This window comes from Arthrobacter sp. C152 (assembly GCF_054890965.1).
In genome coordinates this window covers 55442-78362 of record NZ_JBTZSU010000010.1, presented here as the reverse complement: position 1 = coordinate 78362, position 22921 = coordinate 55442, and the positions used below count along the sequence as shown (strand labels likewise).

Sequence of the window (22921 nt, the reverse complement as noted above, 5' to 3'; positions counted from 1 at the left end):
GGAGGGGTAATGGAATTTGCGCGGACCACTCTGAATGGGTCCCGGTTTCGTCCGGCCGTAGCCCGGCCGTCGAAACGCGTAGGCGTTGCCTGACTTGCTGTGGGAAAGAAGCTGGTCCGGGCGTCTTTCCCTGAGATCGGTTGCAGTAAACCTCACGAATGAGATCGGTTGCTGAGATCGGTTGCAAGCAACAATACGGAGACTGGACAGTCCTGTCAACGGTATTTTCTGGGTTGCAAATAGCTGGGTCAGAAACCCTCACGGGCAGTGAGCGGTGGGGGTGGGGGATCAACCGAGCGTGTGGCCTGCAAGGGTTCTGGCTGAACCGGCAGGGACTTTTCGTTATTGAGATCCAGGAATGTGACGCCTGACCATGTGCAGTCCAAGCTGCCGTAGGAGGCCCAGTACTCGTCCCAATGCGCAAGCTTCCATTGGTCCCGGTCAAGGCCCCGCAGGGCGAGCCGGGTACGTAGAACGTCTCGGGGGACCCGGACCCGTATCACGGTGATCTTCGGCGATGGCCATTGGAATTCTTCTGCCACGCGGCGTAGGTAGTCGGGTTCCCGGAAATAGGCTCCAAAGGGAGCGTCGAGGACTACGGATCGACCGAGGCGCAGGTTTATCCCTGCCACATCCATGAGGGTCTCGTACTCAAGGGGCAGCAAGTTGTCGCGGTAGAAGTCGTTGGACTCGCGGTCGGTGGGGTCGTGCCCGGCCGCGGTGAGAGCAAATTCGACGAAGCGGCCACTGACCCTGTCCTTGTCCAGGTATGCAGCCCCATGCTCTTTTGCTGTTTGCTGGGCAGTCGTTGTCTTTCCCGAGCCGGCAGGGCCAATGACGATGAAGACTTGCGGAGCTGTCATTGGCGTGCCTTTGCTACCGCTGAGAGGAACTCTTTTGCGGCTTCGGTGACGCGGGAGAAGTCGCCGTCCGGCTGCCATGCCTTGGTCACATAGCTTCCGACGCCGACACCGGCCACGCCGGCGGCAAACCATTCGCCGACGTTCTCTACCGTGACGCCGCCGGCCGGCATGATGGGCAGGTGTGCAAGCGGGGCGAGTACCGACTTGGCGTAGGGGATGCCGCCGGCCTCGGTGGGGAAGAGTTTGAGAATGTCAGCGCCTGCCTCCGCCGTGTTGACAAGCTCAGTGGGTGTGTAGGCGCCGCTGATGGTCGGTATCTGGTATCGGTTGGCGGTGCGGATCATTGCCGGATTCAACTGGGGACTGACCAGGAAATCGGCGCCGGCCCGGATGCATTCGTAGGCTGAGTGTTCATCCAGAACCGTTCCGGCTCCGACCGCTACTCCATCGGTCCTGTACTTGGTCGAAAGTTGGCTGATCACCTCAACGGCGCCCGGGATCGAGAGCGTGATTTCCAGGGCGCGGAAGCCTCCGGCGATCGCCGCCTCCGCCACGCGTTCTGCGACGTCGGCGTTTTCCAGTCGCACGATAAGCACGGCGCCCGATTCCTCGATGGTTTGCAGGGTGCGAAGTTTCCTATACATGATGGCCTCTCATTGGCCGGGTGCCCGGGACTTTCCGGGTGGCCCGGCACGGGTCGGTATGTGGTATCCGTTGACAAACTCTGCCACCATCCATAGTGTTATTGCAACCGATCTCAGCAACCGATCTCATACAAGGGGGTATTGCGGTTGACACACATACGCGCAATCGTTTTGGGTGCTTCCCACTGGCATGTTCCGCTCTGTGCGCGGGCCATTGCCGAAGAACACGAGGTGGTCGGAGTCGGTGACGACGACGTACTACGAGTGCAGGTGCAGGACCTGGCCGAAGGCTGGGGTGCGCCGGTCGAAGCCGACTGGCAGAAGCTGGTTAATCTCCCCGACGTTGGACTTGCCTACGTCTTCGGCCCCCACGACGGTATGGCCGAGAAGTGTCTCGCGCTGATCGAGCGCGGTATACCGTTCGTCGTGGAAAAGCCGCTGGGCACATCCCTTGCGGAGCTTTCTGCTGTGCGTCGAGCCGCCGAGGCAGCTGGCGTCCCTGTCACTGTCCCGTTGGTCCAGCGCGGCGGGCCCACACAGCGCTGGCTTGCCAAGGCAGGCCGACCCACTTACCAACGAAGTACATTCATTGCCGGCCCACCATCCCGGTATCTCGAGAACGCCAATCCCTGGATGCTCGACCCCGATAAGGCCGGCGGGGGTTGCCTTGCCAACCTGGCGCCGCATTTTGTTGACCTCTTCCTTCAGGGCAGCGGTGAGTCAGCAGCCCATGTGGACTCCCGGCTCTCATCGGTTCTTCACAATCAGGCTGTTGAGGATCACGCCAGTCTCATCATTTCCACCCCGGAGGGACGCGAGGCCATCGTGGAGGTCGGCTATGCCTTCCCTGGTTCGCCGCTGAAGCGCTATTGCAGCTTTACCTCGGCCGGTGAGGCAGGGTTCGCCGCCGTTAATTCGGACGGCACAGCTGCGTTCACGGCATTGGACGGCACCACGGAGGTCGACAGGATCGACGTGGACAGCGACCCCCTTTACGATCCGTTCGTGCGCAGCGTAGCCCGGACGCTGGAAGATGGATTCCGGGGCCTGACTACGCTGGCCCAGCTCGAAGATGTGATGCGCCCGATTTGGCAGGCATATGACGACCAGCACGGAGGAAAAGAAAATGGCCGACCTTAGCATTGACGTCGTCGCGAAGGCTGCCGGTGTCCACCGCTCAACGGTGTCCCGGGCATTCTCCCGGCCGGAAGCGGTGAAAAGCGAAACCCGCGAACACATCCTACGAGTCGCTGAAGGGCTTGGTTACACCATGAGCCCGCTGGCCCAGGCGCTGCGCCGAAAGACCAGCACCTTCGTCCCCCTGATCGTGCCCGACATCACGAACCCGTTCTTTGCAGAACTCGCCAAGACCATGACGCAGGCGGCCGATGAGCGCGGCTACCAGCTGCTGCTGTGCGTCACCAACGGTGACCCTGCCAAGACCGAGGGGTACTTCACCGCGATGCAGGCCATGTACGCGCCCTTCGGGATTGTCGCTCCCTCAACGAAGGTCGACACAGAGGCCCTGAAGCGCTTTGATTTTGGCCACCGGGTGGTTGTGATCGACCGGGTCGAAGGGGATTCATCTGTTCCAACGGTGACGGTCGACAGCCGCCGCGGCATCACCTTGGCCCTGGAGCACCTGCGGTCGTTGGGGCACACGTCCGTCGGTTACGTCTCCGGCATCGCAGGAACCCACACCGCGCAGGACCGGATGGACGCCTACTTGGAGCTGTCCGCGCAGGGTGACAGCAAACCGCTTGTTCTCGACAGCGGCTCCGATCCGGACGCAGGAGCCCGGGCGGCGCAACACTACATGGAGATGGAAAATCCGCCGACGGCGATCATCGCCGCCAATGACATGGTCGCCTTCGCGGTGATCTCGGCCTTGGGGCAAAGCGGCGTGGGGGTGCCGGAGGATGTGTCGGTCATTGGCTTTGACGGCTTGGCCCTGGGGGCACGGTTCAACCCGGCCCTGACTACCGTGCGGCAGCCGATCGCAGACATGGGAAACATCGCCATCGAACTGGCGGAAAAGCAGAATCTTAACGGCTCGGTGGACCACGTCGTCCTGGAACCTGAACTGTTGGTGCGCTCCTCAACGGCAGGACCACGCAAATGACCGAAACCACTACGCGGGCCCGTCGGCGGCTGCCTGGGTTGCAGTACACCGACCACGTCGGGCTGACCGTTCCGAACCTCGAGGACGCCATCAGGTTCTTCGTCGAGGTGCTCGGTGCCGAAGAGCTGTACCGTTCCGAGCGCGGACCCGACGAAAAGTTCATGCCCGCGAACTTCGATGTCCCTGCCGATGCCCGGCTCACTCTCGCTATGCTCCGTTTTCCCCCAAACCTGAACATCGAGTTGTTCGAGTGGAGCAGCGCTGAGCGGCGCGTCACCGCGCCACGGCATTGCGACGCCGGCGGGCACCACCTGTGCTTCGTGGTCGATGACGTCGACGAAGCGATCGGCGTGCTCCAGGAGACGCCCGGCGTGCGCGTACTGGGGGAGCGCAAGGAAGTCGCGGGCGACAGTCCGCGCGTGGCGGGCAACCGCTGGACCTACTTCGTTACCCCGTGGGGGCTGCTGATGGAAATAGTCGACCGCTCCCGCGTCGCATCCCCACCCCGGCTCGTCGGTCCAGCGGACTGGACGGCCACACAAGACATTTCCAGGAAGGACATTCAACAATGAGGCTTGCAGGTCACACACTGGGCACTCCACACCACACGGTTCCCCAGGCGCTACAGCTTTTTCGGGCCGCGGGGCTCGATGCCGCCGAAGTCATCTACCAGGACGGCTACACCTCAGGTCTGCCTCAGGGAGACCGCCGCGCTGCCTTGGAGGCACTGAAGGCCGCAGAAGGCGAGGGCCTGCCCATCATCGGTCTTACCCCCTACACCACCGCCATTAACTCCCTCGACGGGAATGAGTGGCGCGGGGGAGTCGACGAATTCCGCGGCGCGATTGAAACCGCGCATCTGCTCGGCGCCGACCGGGTCCGCGTGTACGCCGGAGCCTGGCATCCGGGCGACACCGACCACGACCGGAGATGGGAGAAACTCCGGGAGGCCTTGCAGGTCCTGGCACCCGAAGCGGAACAGGCCGGCGTGCGGCTGTGCGTGGAAAACCACTTCGGCACCATGACCCAGACCGCGGCAGAAACTGCCGCGCTCGTCCGGGAGATTGCCCACCCGGCCATACGTGTCCTCTACGACCAGGCCAACCTCACCTTCACCCACGATGAATCAGTCGAGGAAGCCTTTGCCGTCCAAGGCGACCTCATCGGTCACGTCCACGCGAAAGACCTCGTCTTCACAGACCCCAACGCAGCCTTCCGCGCGACGGAAACAGCCCGCGTCGACGCATCGGAGCGTGCCGTTCGATCGCAGGTGATCGGCACCGGTGTCCTTCCCTGGCCCCAGATCCTCGCGGCCCTGCTGCGACACGGCTACGACGACCTGTTGAGCATCGAGTACGAATACCGTTGGCACCCGCAAGACCTTCCCGCCCCCGAGGACGGATTCCGGGAATCCGCGAACGCACTGCGCGTCATGCTCGCGGAAATTGCAGAAATGGAGAACGCCTGATGAACGGCCAGCGCCTCCGCGTCGGCGTTATCGGCGCCGGCAACATCGCCACCATCGCCCAACTGCCCACACTCGTCCAGCGCGATGATATCGAGCTGGCAGCCTTGGTATCCCGGCGCGAAGACCCGGGCAACCTGGTCCGGCGCTGGGGGTTCGGCGCCGCTTACCGGTCCGTGGAAGACATGCTTGACGCCCAGGATTTGGACGCCGTCTTTGTCCTCACACCCCGTTCCGAACACGCCCACGCCGTCCAATTGTGCCTTAAGAACGACGTCGATGTGTTCTGTGAGAAACCGCTGGCGCCCGCCACGGAAGATGCCGAGCGTCTGGCCGACCTTGCCGACGAACGCGGCCGCATCCTGATGGTCGACTTCAACCGCCGCTACGCACCCGTCTACACCGCCGGCCGCGAAGTGTTTGGCACGAAGGGCGCTACCTTCTGCGTCGCCCAAAAGAACCGCCCGGGATCGGAATACCGCGCCACATTCGAGAACGCCATCCACATGGTCGACCTGCTGCGCTGGTACTGCGGCGGCGAACCCGTGGACGTGACCGCCCACGCGGCCGGTAATGATCCGTGGGAAGAAGACGGCACCACAGCCATGATCCGCTTCAGCACCGGCAACACGGGGGTACTGATGGCGGCCCGAACAGCAGGTGCCTGGAACGAAAAACTCGACGCCTACGGCGACGGCAAGACCGTGGAAGTGCGTGCACCCGAGACCGTGTCGACCACCGTCAAAGGAGTCACCACATCACGCGAACTCAGCGCCGAGGCCTACGGCTGGGCAACAGCGACCGATACACTCGGATTCTCCGCCGCCGTCCACCACTTCCTGGACCGGGTCGCTGACCGCGAACAGCCGCTCACGTCCGGTCGCGAAGCTGTTCATACCCAGCGTTTGCTCGACCGGATCCTTGCCGCCTCCGGACTGCCCACAGAAGAACAAGAAGGCCGGCTATGGGCAAGCCACGCCACGAGCGGCAACAGCTAAACAGCACGGGCACGTGATCCATCCCCTGGTTTGGGATGGCAAACAACCCGCGCTTCAACACCTCAACTAAGGACCTGGAAAGATGAAACGAGCAGCCCATAAGCCAACCGCAGGGCAGCAAGAGACGAGCGGAGTCGTCAGATGAGCCTCAAAGACCAAGTTGTTCTGGTAACCGGGTCAAGCGGCGGAATCGGCAATGCAGTCGTCGACGCACTCAACGCCGAACGGGCCCGCGTCATCGGTGCCGACCGCGCGCCAAAGGAAGGCCAGGAGCTGGCCGATTTCTTCCCGCTCGACATCACCTCTGAAGAACAGTGCGCCACAGTCGTCCGCGACACCACAGAGAAGTACGGGCGCATTGACGCCCTCGTCCACGCAGCGGGCGTCCTGGGCCCGACGGCCGACATCATGAAAACAACGACCGAAGAGTTCGACTCCATCATGCGGATCAACGGCTCCGGAACGTTCTCCATGGTCCGGGAAACCGCACAATCAATGCGCGGGACTGGAACTCGGGGCGCGATCGTGATCCTCTCTTCCGTGGCAGCCAAAGAAGCCCGCCTCAACTACTTGCCCTACAATGCAAGCAAACTCGCGGTACTTCACATCATGTGGTCCTTCGCCGAGATGCTTGGCCCCGACGGCATATCGGTTAACGCCATCGCACCGGGACCGGTGAACACTCCCATGTGGGCACAATTCGCAAAAGACTCAGGACCGGATGCGGCGGCGAACAGGGCCAAACGGGCAGCGCAGCTCCCGATGCGCCGCTTCGCCGAGTCGGACGAAGTTGCCCGCGCCATCCTCTTCCTCGCTGACCCGGAGAACCGCTACATCACCGGCGTGTCTCTGGATGTGGCTGGCGGCGCTCACCTCGGGATGGGCACCTGAATAGCTAAGCCCGTCGCCCCATTGAGGCAAACTGGACATCTGGTACCAAGCCAAGGGTAAGGCGCAGGAAAACTTGGCCTGGCGAAGGTACTGGTGCCTGTTCTCCGTGCTGATCCCGAGGAAGTCTGACGGTCTTTTGAGTGTGAGCTTTTCGAGGATCCGTGTTTGCATTCGCCTTATATCCACAAGAGATCGGTCCCTTGCAGCCTGCAAGGGACCGATCTTGTATGGCTCTTCCCGTCCCGCATAAGTCCGCAATTCGGTCTCGGGGAACATACATTATCAGCCGCTGTGGCTGCCAGGCGTCCCGCCAATCGATGACTGGCACCCCATTGTCGAACTGGATCTCCAGCCACACCTGACAAGCGCGGGACGTGTCCGGAGTACCAGCGTGAACAAAGGCATCAATTTCGGAGGACCAGGTTTGGTTACTGCGAGCAGACTTCCAAAGCTAGCCAAGCCTGTCTGCCCAGCAGCGTAATTCTTCCTCGTAGGTGAATCACTGCATAGCAGGGTTTTGCGCCTCGGCACCTCGTGGTACCGGGAAGAGGAACGTACCCATTCGTCGGAGAGCGCGGTCTTCTGGTTTGATCGTCGGCAGGAGGTGAAATCGGGGTGTGTGCACATTGTCCACAGTCTCAGCTTCGGATCGTCTCCTACCGGCTCCGGACTGCTCCGGATTCCGGATGTTTTCGCGGATGCCCGGTCATTGCAAGGGCGGGAATTCAGTTTCGAGTCCCACCTCGGGCACGGCATATTCCCTCGGCAGAGAGCTTTTTGCTTTGATGTGTTGACAAAGCTTGCGCTGGTGCGCCTCTGACGCTAGGGGTGCGGGCGTTGGCCTGGCTGCCGCGGAGCCTATGCAGGTGTGGGGGGTGGCGGGCTCAGTGTCCTGGCTGGTGAGCGCTCCGCCTGCTGACATGTGGTTATGCTGTTCCTCCTTCCGGTTCTGTCGGGTATGCCCAGGCTGGCCTACACCTATTCATGTGCCGAGAGATCGAAGACGACATGACCGCGCCGATTTTCTGTGCAGGCAATTCTTCGGTGCGATCGTGGGAGCCCCTGGGAGTCCCATCCCGGCCGTAGTCCTGTCAAAGATGGTGTTGACAGAGTCAACATTCACGTCTGCTGTCTTCGGCGCTTTTTGCGCTGTGCGCCGCAGCAATAAATGGCCGTCTTTTCGCAGCGCTAAATGCCACCCTCGATCGCTAGGCCGATCCTTCAGATGCTGTAGCACGCACCGCTCGAGGCACACACTCACGGCACGCGCCGGTCGACTGTCTTGAAACGCAAGGGTTTCGAGACGCCTCGAAATTGGTTCTCTGCAGCTCCTGCCAAAACGGCCTTAAGAAGTTCGTTTAGACGAAGCGCCTCGATGAGGCCCAGGCTCTGCTCCTTCGCCCCGGTGCCCGGTTCGAATCATCCTTCTAAGTGCGAGGTGTTCTCTTTGGGAGAAGTAAATGTTGGCAAAGTGCGTCTACAAGGAAGTCTGGGGCCCAAATATTCTGGTGTCACCGGACGGAGGTCCCGATTCTGTTTCACACCATGCTCAAGGGAGAGTTTTTTGTTCAACGTAGTCGCCAAGTATGGCGTCAAGCAGGGGATGACGGAGGACGTTCTCGGTCTCCTGGCGCAAATGGCAGCCGCTACCCGCAGGGAACCGGGCAACCTTTCCTATGACTTTTATCGCGGCGGGGAGGATCCGGAACAGATCGTGATTCTCGAGTCCTACCACGAGGCGGAAGATTTCGACCGGCACAGGGAAAGTCCACATTTCCTGGACGTAGGCGTCCGTCAGATCATTCCCCGGCTAGTTTACCGCCACGTCTCCACCTACACCTCAGAGGATGTGCCGCATGAAGTTCCGTGAACGGATCCGTCGACTGGCAGGTGCAGTGCTCGACGCCTGGTGTGATGGCTTGGGAATGTCGATGCCGGTTACTTTTATGGAGCCGAGATCGTGACGGCATATCAGGACCGCCTCGTGCGGGACTGGTCCGGCCTGTCCCCGGAAGACAAGGTGGTCGTGACGGAGCCCGGCCGCCAAGGCTACCCGGCGACGATTGATACGAAAACGGCTGATTCGGCCGTTGTATGGGTGATCGATGACGGCGGGCAACGGCGTGCCTTTGACCACAGGGAAGGCGTCGAGCTCGCTGCTTTCCCGTGATTCCGTGGCCGGGGCGGCAGCAGTACTGTCTGTCCGGAGCCAGCCGGAGGGGCGCCGCCAATGCCGGCAACATAGCGGGGCTTTTCAGTAGCGATGGTCCGACGCTGCGGATCCTGGTGACGGCCCTTAGGCAGCCGCAGACACGGTCTGCCCTGCCGGGTTGAGGTGGTCCTTGAGTTCGGTGATGAAGGCTTTGAGGTTCGCGGACCGGCAGTCCCGCCGCCACATCAGCCAGGTTTCCGCGGTGCCGAGAGTGCCTTCTATCCCGTGAACCTGGACGCGGCTTGCTCCGGGCAGCGTTTCGAGGAGGGATTTGGGCATCATGCAGATGCCACCGCCGGCCGCGACGCAGGCGAGCATGCTGTAGTACGAGGAGATTTCGACGATTCGTCCCGGGACCATTCCTTGAGACTCGAGCCAGTCCTCAAAGCGCTGGCGGTAAGAGCAGATGGTGCCAAACATGAAGGCGGTCGGGTGGGATGCCTTGAAGTCGTCATTGATCTCGGTGACAGTCTGCGGAGTGAGGATGACCAGATCCTCCGCAAAGGCCCTGATGCCGGTGAGTGAAGGTACAGCCGGCTTTCCGTCAGAAAATGCTGCCGTGAGTTGCCCGTTCAACAGGTGGTCGAACAGAACTCCCGAGGAGCCGGCTTCGAGTTCCACGTCAACGGCGGGGTAGCGGAGATGGAAGCTTGCCAGAATGGGTGGTATCCGGACTGCAGCCGTGCTTTCAAGGGCGCCGAGACGGAACTTGCCGCGGGGCTCGCCCTGTGCCGTGAAGGCTTTAGCGTCGTTGCACAGGTCGATGATCTTCTGGGCATGATCGCGGAAGATCTCCCCATCGGCCGAAAGGGAGCTTTGCCGCTTATCCCGGACCAGGAGCTTGACACCAAGTTCCCGCTCCAGCTGTTGAATACGCGTCGAAACGTTGGAGGGGGCACGAAGAAGCTTGTTGGCGGCTTTGGTGATGCTGCCCGTCTCCGCCACGGCAAGAAAGATTTCCAGCTGCGAGATCTCCATCGTCCTCATTCTCTCTGAGCGAAGTGATGCACACCGAAGCATCACGTTCACAGAATGATGACAGTCTTCGAGATTCTTTTCAACCGCACTGGGCCCATATACCTGCCTCTTCGGTCGCAAGCCGCCCTGAGAGAGAAGGGCAAACCGGGAAGCCCGAAGTACGCTCCAGACCCTTCTGTTTTTGAGAAGTGAAGCTTCGGAAACTTCTTATTTATCAAAGTGTCCCGGGCTTCTAGAGTCGTTGTTAGTCCCATCACATACGAACTTGAAGGAACACAATTATGGGCACCATCGAAGTTGCCGTTGCTAAGTCGACGAACCCGGCCACCGGCGAGGAGGTCGCGGCCTATCCCTATCTGGATGAGCGGGGCGTCGCGGGGGTTGTCCAGACCGCCGCCGAAGGTTTTGCCCAGTGGCGGGAGACATCCCCGGTCCGGCGTGCTGAGGTTTTCCGCCGTCTTGCCGAACTGCTGCGCCGAGACACGGCGAAGCTCGCTGGGGTGATCACAGCCGAAATGGGCAAACCCGTCACGCAGGCGCAGGCTGAGGTGACCAAGTGCGCGAACATGCTGGACTGGTACGCAGAGAACGGCCCGGCCATGCTGGCCGACACGCCAACAACAATCGGCCCGGAAGCCTACGTTTCCTACCTGCCCACCGGCACGGTGCTGGCGATCATGCCATGGAACTTCCCGGTCTGGCAGATCTTCCGCGGCGCGGCCCCGATCATCCTGGGCGGCAACGGTTACCTCCTGAAGCCGGCTTCAAACGTGGTCGGTTGCGCCTTGGCGCTGGAATCCCTGTGGCAGGAGGCGGGGCTCCCGAGGGGTACTTTCGCCGTCGTGAACTGCGACCGTGACCAGGTCCCTGCGATCATCCACGACCCGCGGATCACGGGCGTCGCAGTGACCGGCGGGACCGTCGCCGGGCAGAGCGTCGCCGCCGAAGCCGGCCGAGCGCTTAAGAAGGTCATCCTCGAACTCGGGGGATCGGACCCGTTCATCGTCCTGGCCGACGCCGACCTGGACAGGGCCGTCGACGCCGCAGCTACCGGCCGGATGGTGAACGCAGGCCAAGTATGCATCTCGGCCAAGCGGATCATCGTCGAACGGCCCGTCTATGCCGAGTTCACCGCCAAGCTCGCCCGCCGGGTTGAAAGCTTCAAGGTCGGTGACCCCACCGACCCGGACACCTTCGTCGGCCCGATGGCCAAAGAAGAGGCCCTGCTGGACGTGGATGACCAGGTCAAGCGCTCCGTCGCTGAAGGCGCCGAGCTCCTGACCGGCGGTCACCGCATCCCCGGTCCCGGCTCCTTTTACGCCCCGACGGTCCTGGCCGGCGTCACCGAAGCCATGACGGCCTTCAAAGAGGAGATCTTCGGCCCGGTGGCAACCGTCATCGCTGCCGAGGACGCCGAGGACGCCCTGACAAAGGCCAACAATTCCGAATTCGGGCTCAGCGCCGCGATCTGGACCGCCGACAATGCGAAGGCCCGGGCCATGGCCCGGAAGATCGACGCCGGTGGGGTTTTCATCAACGGCCTCTCCGTCTCGGACCCGCGCATCCCGATCGGTGGGGTGAAGAAGAGCGGCTTTGGCCGCGAACTTTCCTACCTGGGCGTCCACGAATTCACCAACATCCAGGCCGTCTGGGACCAGACCCCGCTAAACGCCGCCAAGGAAGCAGCACAAGGAGTAGCACAATGAGCACCACCACCATCAACCAGGAACTCTTTGACAAGGGCCTGGCCACCCGCCGGGAGGTCCTCGGCGACGAGTACGTCCAGCGCAGCCTGGACAGCGCGGACGAGTTCTCCATGCCGATGCAGGAACTTGTCACCCAGTACTGCTGGGGCGATGTCTGGAACCGCCCAGGCCTGGAACGCGCCCAGCGTAGCCTGATTAACCTGGCCATGATCAGCGCCCTGAACCGGCCCCACGAACTGAAGGTCCACGTCCGCGGCGCGGTCCGCAACGGCGTCACCAAGGAACAGATCAAGGAAGTCTTCCTTCAGGTCGCCATCTACTGCGGCGCCCCGGCCGCCCTGGAGAGCTTCCGCCTCGCCCGTGAGGTCTTCAAGGAGATGGAGGCCGAAGCATGAGCACCATCGGCTTCGTCGGCCTGGGCAACATGGGTTTCCCCATGGCCTCCCGCCTCGCCGCTGCGGGCCACAGCCTCATCGTGGACGACCGCGACCAGGGTGCCGTGCAGCGGTTCCAGGACCAGCACCCCACATCACGGGCGGCCACGGACGCAAAAGCCTGGCAGGATGCCGACATCATCATCACGATGCTGCCCAACTCCGACATCGTCGAAGCAGTCCTGACCGGGGGAGTGGCCGCGGCCGCCTCGTTGAACACCCTGTTCATCGACATGTCCTCCTCCGAACCGATCCGCTCCCGCGACCTGCGCGCCCGGCTCGAACGGCGGGGCATGCGGTACCTGGACGCCCCCGTCTCCGGCGGCGTGCGCGGAGCCCAAGACGGTCAACTCGCCATCATGGTCGGCGGCCGCTGGCACGACCTGGACCAGGCCACGGATATTTTCGATGTCCTGGGTAAATCAGTCATCCACGTTGGTGACGCCGGCTCCGGCCACGCGGCCAAGGCCCTGAATAATCTGGTCTCTGCCGCCTCGGTAGCCGCCACTGTCGAAGCGCTCCGCGTCGGCGAACGCTTCGGCATCGACCCGGCAACCCTGACCCAGGTCCTGAACGCCTCCTCGGGCCGGAGCAACACGTCAGAGAACAAGGTTGCACAGTTCATGCTGTCCGGCACGTTCGGTTCGGGTTTCCCGATCGGGCTGATGACCAAAGACATCAAGATCGCCACCGCCCTCGCCGATTCACTGGGCGTTGATGCCCGCTTCAGCCACGACTGCGAAGCCATCTGGCAGTCCGTCCTCGACGCCGGTCACGGTGCCGAAGACCACACGAGGATGTATGAATACCTCGCCACCCCCACCACCCCTGCTTTTAATGATGAAAGGCAAATCCATGCGTGACTTCGCACAAGTGCTGCAGACCGCGACCAAGGACTTCGAGTTCAACCGCGAAATGCGCTACTACACCGGCAAACTGCACGTCTCCATCGGCGACAAGGCATGGCTGGCCGCCTACGACGACGGGAAGTTCCTCTCGGTCGAACCCGCCGACACGGACCCGCAGGACGCGGCGATCTGGATCAAAGGCACCGACGAGCAGTGGAAAGACATGACCGCCGAGCATCCGCGGCCCTTCTTCCAGTCCCTGCAGAGCTCCTCGGCCAAGCACGGTGTGCTGCTGAGTAACACCCACCAGCTCTACGCCTACCTGCCGGCGCTGAACCGGCTCATGCAAATCTTCCGCCAGCTCAACCGCGAAGGAGCGTAACAGCCATGGCAAAGTTCGAACCCATCAAGGGTGGCTACGTCTACCTCACCGTCGAGGACATCGAATACCGGGTCTACTACGAAGAAGCCGGTCAGGGCATCCCGCTGATCGTTGGGCACACCGCAGGCTCCGACGGCCGCCAGTACCGGCACCTGCTCAACGACGAAGAAGTCACCTCCCGCTACCGCGTCATCGCCTTCGACCTGCCCTTCCACGGCAAATCACTGCCTCCGCACGGAGACAAATGGTGGACCCGCGAATACAACATGACCAAGTCCCGCATGATGGCCTTCCCCAACGCGCTCTCCGAAGCACTGGAACTGGACCGGCCCGTGTACATGGGCAGCTCCATGGGCGGTCACCTGGCCATCGACCTGGCCTCCAACTTCAACGACCGCTACCGCGCCACCATCTCCGTCGAAGGCGCCCTTCGCTCCGCGGCCGAGTATGTGGAGGTTGGCATGGACGGCATCCGCCGCGAGTTCGACAACCCCAACGTCTCACGCACCTCCACCGGCGCGGCGATGCTCCTGAACATCTCCCCGTACTCGCCGGAGGAGAACGTCCGAGAAATCCAGTGGGAGTACCAGTGCGGCGGACCCGGTATCTTCGCCGGCGACCTCTATTACTACTACTACGACCACAACGTCAGCCCCGAAGAAGCCGCAGCAATCGACACCAGCAAGTGCATGCTCTACTTCCTGACCGGCGAATACGACCCCAACACCTCCCCGGCCGACACCAAGGAAGCCGCCAACCTGGTCAAGGGCTCCAAGTTCTGGGAAATGCCCAAGCTCGGCCACTTCCCGGTCACCGAAAACTACGACGAGTTCCGCAAGTTCCTCCTGCCGATCCTCGAAGAAATCGAAGGTAAGTCCGCCTAGGACCCGGCCTTAACGGCGGGCCGGAACTGACCGGCCCGCCGGACACAGCGCCGACCATTCGGCGTATCACCGCACTGCAGGGCCCTGCTGCCGCCACGTCCTTAGGCAGTCACGCCCAAAAACAGGTGTAACCCCCATCACATTCATCAGTACCCATCAATGGAGCTGGAACATGTCCTCAACAAACAGCACGGCTTGGCGGCCGGCGCACGTCACTAATCGGCAGATCAAATTCGCGACCATCCTGGCCTTCCTGGCCTGGGCGTTCGCGGTCTACGACTTTATCCTCTTCGGCACCCTGTTGCCCGAACTCGGCAAAGACCTCGGCCTGAACGAAGCCGAACAGGCCACCATGGTCACCTGGATGTCCGTCGGCGCCGTCGCCCTGGGCCTGCTCGCCGGACCCGTCGTCGATAAATTCGGCCGCAAGGCAGGGCTCGCCTTCACCACCGCCGGAGCCGGCATCGCCTCGGCACTGACCGCCCTGGGCGGCATTGTTCCCGTCGCGGCCCTGGTCGCCATCCGGTCCCTCAGCGGCCTGGGCCTGTCCGAACAGGGCGTCAACGGCGCCTACCTCAGCGAACTCTACGGCGCGTCCGATGACCCTCGGATCAAGAAGCGGCAGGGCTTCATCTACTCCCTCGTCCAGGGCGGATGGCCCATCGGCGCCATCCTCGCCGCAGCGCTGACCGCCGTCTTGCTCCCCACCATCGGCTGGGCCGGCTGCTTCGTCTTCGCAGCGGTCCCGTCCCTGATCGTCGCGGCTCTGGCCCGCAAGCTGCGCGAATCACCCCAGTTCGAATCCATCCAAAAGATCCGCCAGCTCCAGAAGGCCGGCCACCACGCCGACGCAGAACACCTTTCCGCGGCCCTCGGCATCGAAGAGCACGAAACCCGCAGCACCCTCGCTGATGTCTTCCGCGGCCGGAGCCTGCGCACGACCCTGTCCCTGGCGCTGGGGCACATCCTGAACTACTTCCCCGTCCAGGTCTTCAGCGTCCTCGGCACCACCGTCCTGGTCAGCGTCCACAACGTGTCCTTCACCAACTCCCTGGCCATCCTCCTGATGTCCAACCTCATCGCCTACCTCGGCTACCTCACCCACGGATTCCTCGGCGACAAGTTCGGCCGGCGCAACGTCATCGCATTCGGCTGGATCACCGGTGGCATCGTCTTCACCGCCATGATCTTCGGACCCAGCGACTTCTGGACTGTTGTCGCCCTCTACAGCCTCGGAACGTTCTTCCTCATCGGACCGTACTCCTGCGTCCTGTTCTTCGTCGGCGAAAGCTACGACACCCGCATCCGCGGCCGCGGAGCCACCTTCGTTGCAGCAGTAGGACCCATCGGCGCCATCATCTCCAGCGCCCTGGCCGCAACCCTGCTCTCCAACGGCGGCAACTGGGCCACCGCAGCGTTCCTCTTCGGAGCAATCCCATGTGTCCTGTCCGGCGTCGCGGTCCTGTTCTCCCGCAAGCACCAGCACGTCGCGGACCCCGTACACATTCCGGCCGTCGCCGGCGGAGCACCCGCGGACGAGACAGCCCACTAACAACACATGCGGGCAGTTGCCGGGGGCGCCCACGAGCCCCCGGCAACTGCCGTCCAACGAAACGGACCCCCAATGCCTGAAACCGCCTACGGCCGCATTGCCGTCATGACCAGCCCACGCGAACTCGACTACACCGAGTACCCGCTTCCCGCCCCGGAACCCGGGGCAATCCTGATGAAAGTGACCAGAGCCAACGTCTGCGGCTCCGAACTGCACATCTGGAACGGCAAACACCCCGTCAAGAAAAGCGGCGGCCTCGGCCACGAAATGGTCGGCACCGTCGCCGCCATCGGCGAGGGCCGTCCCACCGATAACGCTGGCCAACCACTCAGCCCCGGAGACCGCATCGTCGCCACCTACTTCCAAACCTGCGACCGCTGTGCCAGGTGCCTGGGCGGACAGCCCAACCTGTGCGACAACGCCTACGAATTCTTTGGCAAACAGCCCACCGAAGCGCCCCACTTCCACGCCGCCTTCGGCACCCACTACTACATCCACCCCCGCCAACACGTCTACAAAGTCCCCGACGAAATCTCCGACTCCGTGGCCGCCAGCGCCAACTGCGCCCTCTCCCAGGTCACCTTCGGCATCGACCAGATCGGCCTGCAGTACGGCGAAACCCTGCTCATCCAGGGGGCCGGCGGACTGGGCCTGAACGCCGTCGCCGTCGCCGTGGAGCGCGGCGCGACCGTCATCGTCATCGACCCTTCCGAACCCAGGCTCGAACAGGCCCGGCGTTTCGGGGCCGCCCACACGATCAACATGGCAGAAATCCCGGACCTCGAGGACAGGATCTCCGCTATCCAGCGCCTCACCGGCGGCCAGGGCCCCGACGTCGCCATTGAGCTGACCGGTGTCCCCGATGCCTTCGCCGAGGGGCTGCGGCAGATCCGCCGCGGCGGACGCTACCTGGTGATGGGCAACCTCTCTCCCGGCAGGGCCATCCCGTTCGACCCCGGCTACGTCACCCGCAAAGCCCTGACCATCAAGCACGTGGACCGCTATGAAGGCCGCTACCTCTACAAGTCCCTGGCCTTCCTCGCGGAGCACCAAGACAAGTACCCCTTCGATGCCATGATCGACGCGACCTTCACCCTCGACGGTGTCGAAGAGGCCCTCGAAAAGTCACTCGCCCGCGAAGTCACCCGCGCCGCGATACTCATCGACGAGACAACTGCCTGACCTGCCGCCCCACAATCCTGAAATGGAACCTGCATGACAACAGCGCACCTCGCCGGCCTGACCCCTAACCAGATCCGCCGCAAAAGCCTGATCTCCGGCACCGTCGGAGCGATCATCGAATGGTACGAATACACCGTCTACGGCACCGCCGCCGCCCTCGTCTTCGGCACACTGTTCTTCCCCTCCACCGAACCCGGCGTATCCCAGATCGCTGCACTCGCGAGCTTCGGCGTCGGCTTCCTCGCCCGTCCCGTCGGCGCCTTCGTCTCCGGCCACCTCGGTGACCGGATCGGACGCAAATCCACCCTGATCCTGACCTTCCTCATCATGAGCGCGTCCACGGCCGCCATCGGCCTGCTCCCCACTTACCAGAGCGTCGGCTTCTGGGCGCCGGTCCTGCTGTGCATCCTCCGCCTCACCCAGGGCTTCGCCGTCGGCGGCGAATGGGGAGGCGCCGCGATCATCGCCGTCGAAAACGCCCCGAAGGGACGCCGCGGATTCTTCGGAGCCTGGCCCCAGATCGGCGTCTCCTGCGGCCTGCTCCTGGGCACCGGAGCCGTCGCCATCTCCCAGGCCATCTCAGGGGACCAGTTCATCGAGTGGGGCTGGCGCCTGCCCTTCCTTCTCAGCGTGCTGCTGGCTGCTGTCGGCCTGTACATCAGGCTCAATGCCTCCGAAAGCCCAGCCTTCCTCGCCGCCAAAGCCGAACAGAAACAGGAAAAGCAAAAAGCGCCAATCCCGGTTGTCTTCAAGGAGCACCGCAGGTCCCTGGTCATTGCCCTCTTTTCACGCTTTGCCGAAGCAGGAAACTACTACCTTTTCACCGTCTTCTTGCTCTCCTACGTGGCCACAACGCTGAAGCTGCCGGCATCCTACGGCCTGGTGGCCGTCATGATCGGCTCGGCACTGAACATCGCCATGATCCCGGTCTTCGGCGCCATCTCCGACCGCATCGGCCGCAAGAACACGTTCTTCTTCGGCGCCGGAGTCATCATCGTCAGCGCCTGGCCCATCTTCGCCATGATCCAAACCGGCAACCCGTTCGCGATCATCGCCGGCGTAGCCATCTTCCTCACCCTCGGCCACGCCGCCGTCTACTCCGTGCTCCCCGCCTTCTACTGCGAACTGTTCCCCACAGAAGTCCGCTACACAGGAATCTCCGTCGGCTACCAGACCGCAGCCATCCTTCTGGCCGGGTTTACCCCGGTCATCGCCAGCGCCCTCGTCCTCTGGTCAGGCGGTACCTGGCCGCTGGTCGCCATCATCGTCCTGACAACCCTCATCGCTGTCACCGCGGTCGCCGCAGCCAAGGAGTCAAAGGACCTCGACTTGGACACCATCGGAAAGTCCCCACAGAATTTCGCCGACGAAGGTAAAAACAGAACACGCACCCGCTGAAGTCCGCTGCCGCATCCAGGTAAGACCCGAACTAGCCGGTCCACCCTCTTGCTCCCGCACGGCAAGCCGGAGGGTGGGGCCGGCTGTCGTCTGTTCCGTATAACCTCTAACCTCTCGACCAGCCCGTTGTCTCGAAACCCTTGCGCCTCAAAACCCTAGAGATTCAAGGCAGCCGGTGCAGTAGTGCGACAAAGATCGATCACAAAACGCCGCCATTTATCGGCAAACTCCACACCTTGCGCATGCGGGTCGCATGGACGGCAACACCGAACTGTTGCCGCGTCCAGGACTGAAGGGGTTTCTCGCCTAAGCCCCCGGCTTCGTTCACCAGGCTGACCATCCACGGGGCTGGTTAAGACCGCGACGCGGCCGATTAGCCTCCCGGCACTGCGTTGGGGGTCAACACAGTGCCCGGGCTACCTCGGGGCCTTTCCCTTAAGTCAGGAAATGCCGAAAGCGCGGTTGGGTTCAGGTGATCCTAACGCTGGCCCGTCAACGCAACTCGTTTGGCCTGATGCGCGGACTTATCCATCGCTTACGTCGAAATCTCGTGAAGAGGCCATAGATGGTGTGACGTCCGGCCTGATCTCCTCGGGTGAAGAGGTCACTTGGCGAGCTTGGCATTTCGGCCTCCCGCTGTCAACGGCCATTGGGAAGTGCCCATAGTTGGCCAGCATTTCTGCCCACCACTGGCCAGTAGAGCTGCCCAGGGGTGGCCAGGAGGTTTGCCCGAGTTCGGGGTGGGGTGTGCTGGCCACCGGTTTGGGGTTTAGTTCAGCGGCATGACGCCCTTTCCGGCCAGGGCCTGGGTGAGGCGGATGGAATCGCCAGTTGTTTGGCAGACGTGGGCGTGGTGCAGGAGCCGGTCGACGGTCGCGGTGGCGAGGGTTTGGGCATGAGCTCGTCAAAGCCGCGACGCGCATCCCTTCTTCGACGGCCTGCTGGCCGAGGCTTCGAGGGAGAAAGGTCCTCCCTGTTGCGGAGGGTCCGCAGACGACGAGGGTTTCTTTCCGGTGGCTCCATTCCAGGATGCGCAGGGCCAGAGCCGAAGAGGTAATTCGCAACGAACATTTGCTAAGCCAACAAGAATCAGTCTTGTTCGTTTGGAATCTCGGCGCTCGGTACCGGAACTGGCACGGCGCTACCCACTGCGGCTCCGCGGTCCTGACCAACTCATTTGACGATGTTTGACCCGAGATTCGTTGATCTCTTGTGTGCCAGCATAGCTTGGGCGCGGGTGACGGTCGGCCGCGGCCTAGAGCCGGACCGACCGTCTTCGTATTAGTATGCTGCAATTCGATTACTGGCCCGTTACAAGATTTGAAGCAGCCGAGTAGGGGCTATCGCCCGCTCCGCTCATCGCTTGGACCTGGAACGAGTACGTGCCGGTTCCTGGAAGAGTCATGGAGAGAGTTTTTGGGGGAGTGGCATAAACCGATGAGGCGAGAACCTCTGAAGTCGTAGTGCCTACAACCACCCATCGTGTTGTTTGAGTGTTCGTGTCATAAACTGGCTGCCACCGCTTTGCGAGGACTCGATAGCCATTGACCTCCGCCCGAAAAACGGGATCGGAATCGGCAGGCGGAGCGCTCCAGTTGGCCGTCGCTGTGATGGCCCCGCCGGGTACACCCGACGTTGCGACACCTATGACCGGCGTTTTGGGCGGAGCGACGGTGCCAGTACCCGAGCTTCCGGTTGGGCAGTTATATGTGCAGTATCCGGCATGCGCGGGTTGTGCAAAACTAAGCAGACCCGAGCTCACCAGTCCTGTTATGAGCATGGAAGCAGCGATTCCTTTAGTAGCAATTGTTTGCGACATCTTCATCCTTTCGGATCAATGTGGTTGATATGGCTGGAACGATTTATCAGCGTGCTGATGGACCATGATCAGCGATTTCAATGGCTGGTCATCGGCTGGGTACTGGTTGCTTCGCTTACGTTTTGCATCCATGGGGTCCGATGTGTTCAAGGATGATTCAAAGCTCTTAAGGGATTCTTAATCGGACGATGTACGAGGATGCTTGACGGCATTTCCCGTCGGTTTGGCAGGGAGAAATTGCACATTTCTTGATAGGGTCCAGCGGTTTGGGCGGCGGCGCGGGTCTAGGGTTGCCACTAGTGGGTCAGGTAGCCGGACCCTCGTCTGCGATGGGAGAGCTGACATGGCTGTGAGGCAGCGGGCCAGGGATGTCCGGAAGGACGGTCGGGAACTGGACTCGGACGGCGCCGTAGGCAAGCACGAAGCCGTTTCAAAAGACATTGTCGGCTCACAAGAAACTGCCGTTTCACATGATGCTGCTGGTTCACATAACACCGCCGTCGGGGAGCCCAATGGCCAGCCGGTGACACGTTTGCTCGGCATCAATGGCTATGACCCCTCCCATTGGCGCGACGGCCCCACCATAGGAGTTACGGCACGCACAGGGTGGCGTGCGCCCGTGGCCGTGTCGGCGATCGTGTGGCTCTGTCTTGTTGCGGCGGGCTGTTCGCTTTCGCCAAACACTGGGGCCGTGACCGACGTTCATCGCGCAGTCCCTGCAGCGTCGCCAACCGCAACAATCGAAGGGTCGGCCAGCGCACAGCCCCCTGCTTCGCAGCAGCCGTCGGCCTCAGCGCCAGTGGGTGCTTCCAGTGGCAGTGCGCTGGAAGAGGCTCCTGTGGTGACTGCTGAGCCGGACATCTTCGACCGGCAAGGCGAGAAGTACGAAGCGAGTCTCGGCGACGGCTGGGAAACATCTCCAGCATTTCTCGTGGTGAGCGACGATGTTAGTAAGGCTGCCGATGCACTCGGCAGGGCTGCCGTGCGGTTCTTTCACATCGATGAGTACGGTAGCGAGCTCGCGCCGGAGCAGAGACTTGCGGAAGAGCAGGCGGCGAAGACGTGGGAAGCGGCCTACACGCCAAATTTCGTATCCGATGTCTACCTGACGCCCCGCGGGCCGATGGTCTGGACAGATACGAAGGGAGAACTGACCCGGCAAATGGGAGACGCCATGCTTCACGTGCTCCTTGATGAACTGCGTGTAGAAGGTATCACCGCCCACGTGGTAGCCCCGCCTGCAGACATTACGCTCGAAGGCGTTCCGGTTATTCCGCTGGCTGGGTAATCTCAAAGAAAAATTGCCGGCCGTCGCGTCCCAAGGAAATCAACGGTGCCAACGCGAGTCCCGCCGCTCCAACACAAGGAACGACGCTTCCTCTTGCCAGACCAAGGGCGGGTGTCAGTCAGCTCTTGTGACCGCCGCCGCTGGACGTGTCCAGGTAGGTGGTCTCCGGGGCGCCAGGCGATGCAGGCCGACTCCTCGAAGCCGGGGCGGACACGAGTAGAACCCTAGGCTTGCCGGCCGAGAGCCTGGCAGCCGTTCTGGGTGAGAGCGCCACAGAGATCTGGGGGGAGTACAGGCGGTGGTCGAGGAACAGCACAGCTACGGAGGCGCTGCCAGGGGAGCGTGGTCGCCCTTCCAAGACCTGCTGTGCGTGCACCTCCACCAGATGTCGAAGATCATGGACTCCGTCGGCCCACGTTCACCCCTACTCAGAAACGCGGCCAACACCATCGAGGCTCACATGCGTCCGACCATGTCCTGAGTACGGGGGAGGGGCTGCGACGTGCTTGCCCTCCCTTACCTGTCGCGTAGAGCAGCCGCGGCGACGCCCTACACATGCCGCCCATGGACCTTGACGAATTCATGCCCGTGACCGTGGAGGCCCTGGTACCGCCCCGGAATCCCGCCTCGCGATTCCCTGGAAAACCTGAACTGCGCTTTGGCTTGATCTCAGTACTGATCATTGCCGCCTCCACAGCCTCTGCAAAGTCGAGTCCTCGATACTCGTGGCACCCAGAGTGACACGATGCGGCGGCAGGCATTCCACGATTAAACGGGGGATTGAGAATGAAAGGACTGTCTTGGCCATGCCCTGCGATGTCGATGGGGGCGATCCCGGTCCTGATACTTTTCATGGCTGGTCACTCCGGAACCGTATGGTCCGGGCCAGCGACGGTCACGGTAACGGCGGAATCCATTACTACTCCCACGGTGGTTCCTGTGACTACGAAAGCCGACGCCCATCCCCGCAAGCCGCTGTTGCTGCCAAGGCTGGCACCCGTAAGGCCGCCTGGATCGAGCATGCCCGCTATCGTGCGGTATGCGGGAGCTGACTGAGGCTTCGGATGGCCGCGGAAGGCTGCGTCAGCGGGGCATTGATTTGGGGCCGAAGAGTCGGCCGAGGGTCTCGTTGAGGGTTGAGCAATCTGGTCACGGCCAGTGTCGCAGCCTGCTTGGCTAATCAGGAACCGGGCCCCATTTGTTGCCCGGGTGGTCGCGGGCCGTCAGGTGCCCCGACCATTTGGCGTTCTGGTCA

At 62.3% G+C, this 22921-nt stretch carries 21 protein-coding genes and 1 pseudogene; 17 read left to right on the top strand and 5 right to left on the bottom strand.

Annotated features, from left to right (window positions below; all coding sequences use genetic code 11):
- Window positions 1-248: 248 nt before the first annotated feature.
- The gene (locus ACYSM9_RS09760; protein ID WP_461856766.1) at window positions 249-863 is read right to left on the bottom strand and encodes an AAA family ATPase; all 615 of its coding nucleotides are present in this window, start codon (window positions 861-863) and stop codon (window positions 249-251) included.
- A complete protein-coding gene (locus ACYSM9_RS09755; RefSeq protein WP_268003009.1) occupies window positions 860-1507 on the bottom strand; it encodes a bifunctional 4-hydroxy-2-oxoglutarate aldolase/2-dehydro-3-deoxy-phosphogluconate aldolase in 648 nt (215 codons plus the stop codon). The genes ACYSM9_RS09760 and ACYSM9_RS09755 overlap by 4 nt, the downstream gene beginning before the upstream one ends.
- Before the next feature lie 231 nt (window positions 1508-1738).
- On the opposite strand from ACYSM9_RS09755, the gene ACYSM9_RS09750 reads away from it, so the two are divergent.
- The 8 genes from ACYSM9_RS09750 to ACYSM9_RS09715 all read left to right on the top strand — a co-directional run bounded on the left by ACYSM9_RS09750 (window position 1739) and on the right by ACYSM9_RS09715 (window position 9153).
- Window positions 1739-2647 (top strand): Gfo/Idh/MocA family protein, encoded by a 909-nt coding sequence (locus tag ACYSM9_RS09750; protein ID WP_461856765.1) that lies wholly within the window; start codon window positions 1739-1741, stop codon window positions 2645-2647.
- Entirely contained in the window at window positions 2634-3629 is a 996-nt protein-coding gene (locus tag ACYSM9_RS09745) for a LacI family DNA-binding transcriptional regulator (protein ID WP_461856764.1), read from the top strand. Before ACYSM9_RS09750 ends, ACYSM9_RS09745 begins: the two co-directional genes overlap by 14 nt.
- The gene (locus tag ACYSM9_RS09740; RefSeq protein ID WP_268003012.1) at window positions 3626-4201 is read left to right on the top strand and encodes a VOC family protein; all 576 of its coding nucleotides are present in this window, start codon (window positions 3626-3628) and stop codon (window positions 4199-4201) included. The genes ACYSM9_RS09745 and ACYSM9_RS09740 overlap by 4 nt, the downstream gene beginning before the upstream one ends.
- Complete coding sequence (locus ACYSM9_RS09735; RefSeq protein WP_461856763.1) at window positions 4198-5097, top strand: sugar phosphate isomerase/epimerase family protein; 900 nt, start codon at window positions 4198-4200, stop codon at window positions 5095-5097. Before ACYSM9_RS09740 ends, ACYSM9_RS09735 begins: the two co-directional genes overlap by 4 nt.
- A complete protein-coding gene (locus ACYSM9_RS09730) occupies window positions 5097-6092 on the top strand; it encodes a Gfo/Idh/MocA family protein (protein ID WP_268003013.1) in 996 nt (331 codons plus the stop codon). Before ACYSM9_RS09735 ends, ACYSM9_RS09730 begins: the two co-directional genes overlap by 1 nt.
- Window positions 6093-6233: 141 nt before the next feature.
- On the top strand, window positions 6234-6983 hold the full coding sequence (locus ACYSM9_RS09725) for an SDR family NAD(P)-dependent oxidoreductase (protein ID WP_268003014.1): 750 nt from the start codon (window positions 6234-6236) through the stop codon (window positions 6981-6983).
- 1564 nt (window positions 6984-8547) lie between these two features.
- Window positions 8548-8853, top strand: coding sequence for a putative quinol monooxygenase (locus ACYSM9_RS09720; RefSeq protein ID WP_268003015.1), 306 nt, complete (start codon window positions 8548-8550; stop codon window positions 8851-8853).
- Window positions 8854-8943: 90 nt separating this feature from the next.
- Window positions 8944-9153 carry a hypothetical protein gene (locus ACYSM9_RS09715; protein ID WP_268003016.1) on the top strand — a complete coding sequence of 70 codons (210 nt, stop codon included), beginning with the start codon at window positions 8944-8946 and terminating at the stop codon, window positions 9151-9153.
- Between the two features lie 126 nt (window positions 9154-9279).
- Here the strand turns inward: ACYSM9_RS09715 and ACYSM9_RS09710 are convergent, their stop codons facing one another.
- Window positions 9280-10173, bottom strand: coding sequence for a LysR family transcriptional regulator (locus ACYSM9_RS09710; RefSeq protein ID WP_268003017.1), 894 nt, complete (start codon window positions 10171-10173; stop codon window positions 9280-9282).
- 281 nt (window positions 10174-10454) lie between these two features.
- Between ACYSM9_RS09710 and ACYSM9_RS09705 the strand changes: the two genes are divergently transcribed.
- The 8 genes from ACYSM9_RS09705 (at window position 10455) to ACYSM9_RS09670 (ending at window position 18559) form a co-directional block, all read left to right on the top strand.
- On the top strand, window positions 10455-11879 hold the full coding sequence (locus tag ACYSM9_RS09705) for an NAD-dependent succinate-semialdehyde dehydrogenase (RefSeq protein WP_461856762.1): 1425 nt from the start codon (window positions 10455-10457) through the stop codon (window positions 11877-11879).
- Window positions 11876-12274 (top strand): 4-carboxymuconolactone decarboxylase, encoded by a 399-nt coding sequence (gene pcaC, locus ACYSM9_RS09700; protein WP_309108648.1) that lies wholly within the window; start codon window positions 11876-11878, stop codon window positions 12272-12274. The genes ACYSM9_RS09705 and pcaC overlap by 4 nt, the downstream gene beginning before the upstream one ends.
- Entirely contained in the window at window positions 12271-13176 is a 906-nt protein-coding gene (locus ACYSM9_RS09695; RefSeq protein WP_461856761.1) for an NAD(P)-dependent oxidoreductase, read from the top strand. The genes pcaC and ACYSM9_RS09695 overlap by 4 nt, the downstream gene beginning before the upstream one ends.
- The gene (locus ACYSM9_RS09690) at window positions 13169-13543 is read left to right on the top strand and encodes a hypothetical protein (RefSeq protein ID WP_268003021.1); all 375 of its coding nucleotides are present in this window, start codon (window positions 13169-13171) and stop codon (window positions 13541-13543) included. The genes ACYSM9_RS09695 and ACYSM9_RS09690 overlap by 8 nt, the downstream gene beginning before the upstream one ends.
- A gap of 5 nt (window positions 13544-13548) precedes the next feature.
- Window positions 13549-14427: an alpha/beta fold hydrolase gene (locus ACYSM9_RS09685; protein WP_461856760.1), complete on the top strand. Its 879-nt coding sequence runs from the start codon at window positions 13549-13551 to the stop codon at window positions 14425-14427.
- A gap of 172 nt (window positions 14428-14599) precedes the next feature.
- Window positions 14600-15979, top strand: coding sequence for an MFS transporter (locus ACYSM9_RS09680; protein ID WP_268003023.1), 1380 nt, complete (start codon window positions 14600-14602; stop codon window positions 15977-15979).
- Window positions 15980-16051: 72 nt separating this feature from the next.
- A complete protein-coding gene (locus tag ACYSM9_RS09675; protein WP_461856759.1) occupies window positions 16052-17161 on the top strand; it encodes a zinc-binding dehydrogenase in 1110 nt (369 codons plus the stop codon).
- A gap of 33 nt (window positions 17162-17194) precedes the next feature.
- Window positions 17195-18559: an MFS transporter gene (locus ACYSM9_RS09670; protein ID WP_461856758.1), complete on the top strand. Its 1365-nt coding sequence runs from the start codon at window positions 17195-17197 to the stop codon at window positions 18557-18559.
- A gap of 769 nt (window positions 18560-19328) precedes the next feature.
- Here the strand turns inward: ACYSM9_RS09670 and ACYSM9_RS09665 are convergent.
- Both ACYSM9_RS09665 and ACYSM9_RS09660 read right to left on the bottom strand, forming a co-directional pair.
- Entirely contained in the window at window positions 19329-19418 is a 90-nt protein-coding gene (locus tag ACYSM9_RS09665; RefSeq protein ID WP_461856800.1) for a hypothetical protein, read from the bottom strand.
- A gap of 112 nt (window positions 19419-19530) precedes the next feature.
- Window positions 19531-19623, bottom strand: a pseudogene (locus tag ACYSM9_RS09660) (hypothetical protein); the annotation flags it as partial.
- A 1593-nt stretch (window positions 19624-21216) separates the two neighbouring features.
- Between ACYSM9_RS09660 and ACYSM9_RS09655 the strand changes: the two are divergent.
- Window positions 21217-21666, top strand: a complete 450-nt coding sequence (locus ACYSM9_RS09655) for a hypothetical protein (protein ID WP_461856757.1) — start codon at window positions 21217-21219, stop codon at window positions 21664-21666.
- Window positions 21667-22921 lie beyond the last annotated feature (1255 nt).

What these genes read in the sequence shown, in the direction of transcription:
- ACYSM9_RS09685 (WP_461856760.1), top strand. Translation starts at nt 13,549, where the DNA reads ATGGCAAAGTTCGAACCCATCAAGGGTGGCTACGTCTACCTCACCGTC.
- ACYSM9_RS09695 (WP_461856761.1), top strand. Translation starts at nt 12,271, where the DNA reads ATGAGCACCATCGGCTTCGTCGGCCTGGGCAACATGGGTTTCCCCATG.
- ACYSM9_RS09740 (WP_268003012.1), top strand. Translation starts at nt 3,626, where the DNA reads ATGACCGAAACCACTACGCGGGCCCGTCGGCGGCTGCCTGGGTTGCAG.
- pcaC (WP_309108648.1), top strand. Translation starts at nt 11,876, where the DNA reads ATGAGCACCACCACCATCAACCAGGAACTCTTTGACAAGGGCCTGGCC.
- ACYSM9_RS09690 (WP_268003021.1), top strand. Translation starts at nt 13,169, where the DNA reads ATGCGTGACTTCGCACAAGTGCTGCAGACCGCGACCAAGGACTTCGAG.
- ACYSM9_RS09710 (WP_268003017.1), bottom strand. Translation starts at nt 10,173, where the DNA reads ATGGAGATCTCGCAGCTGGAAATCTTTCTTGCCGTGGCGGAGACGGGC.
- ACYSM9_RS09755 (WP_268003009.1), bottom strand. Translation starts at nt 1,507, where the DNA reads ATGTATAGGAAACTTCGCACCCTGCAAACCATCGAGGAATCGGGCGCC.
- ACYSM9_RS09680 (WP_268003023.1), top strand. Translation starts at nt 14,600, where the DNA reads ATGTCCTCAACAAACAGCACGGCTTGGCGGCCGGCGCACGTCACTAAT.
- ACYSM9_RS09670 (WP_461856758.1), top strand. Translation starts at nt 17,195, where the DNA reads ATGACAACAGCGCACCTCGCCGGCCTGACCCCTAACCAGATCCGCCGC.
- ACYSM9_RS09760 (WP_461856766.1), bottom strand. Translation starts at nt 863, where the DNA reads ATGACAGCTCCGCAAGTCTTCATCGTCATTGGCCCTGCCGGCTCGGGA.
- ACYSM9_RS09735 (WP_461856763.1), top strand. Translation starts at nt 4,198, where the DNA reads ATGAGGCTTGCAGGTCACACACTGGGCACTCCACACCACACGGTTCCC.
- ACYSM9_RS09730 (WP_268003013.1), top strand. Translation starts at nt 5,097, where the DNA reads ATGAACGGCCAGCGCCTCCGCGTCGGCGTTATCGGCGCCGGCAACATC.
- ACYSM9_RS09705 (WP_461856762.1), top strand. Translation starts at nt 10,455, where the DNA reads ATGGGCACCATCGAAGTTGCCGTTGCTAAGTCGACGAACCCGGCCACC.
- ACYSM9_RS09725 (WP_268003014.1), top strand. Translation starts at nt 6,234, where the DNA reads ATGAGCCTCAAAGACCAAGTTGTTCTGGTAACCGGGTCAAGCGGCGGA.
- ACYSM9_RS09745 (WP_461856764.1), top strand. Translation starts at nt 2,634, where the DNA reads ATGGCCGACCTTAGCATTGACGTCGTCGCGAAGGCTGCCGGTGTCCAC.
- ACYSM9_RS09675 (WP_461856759.1), top strand. Translation starts at nt 16,052, where the DNA reads ATGCCTGAAACCGCCTACGGCCGCATTGCCGTCATGACCAGCCCACGC.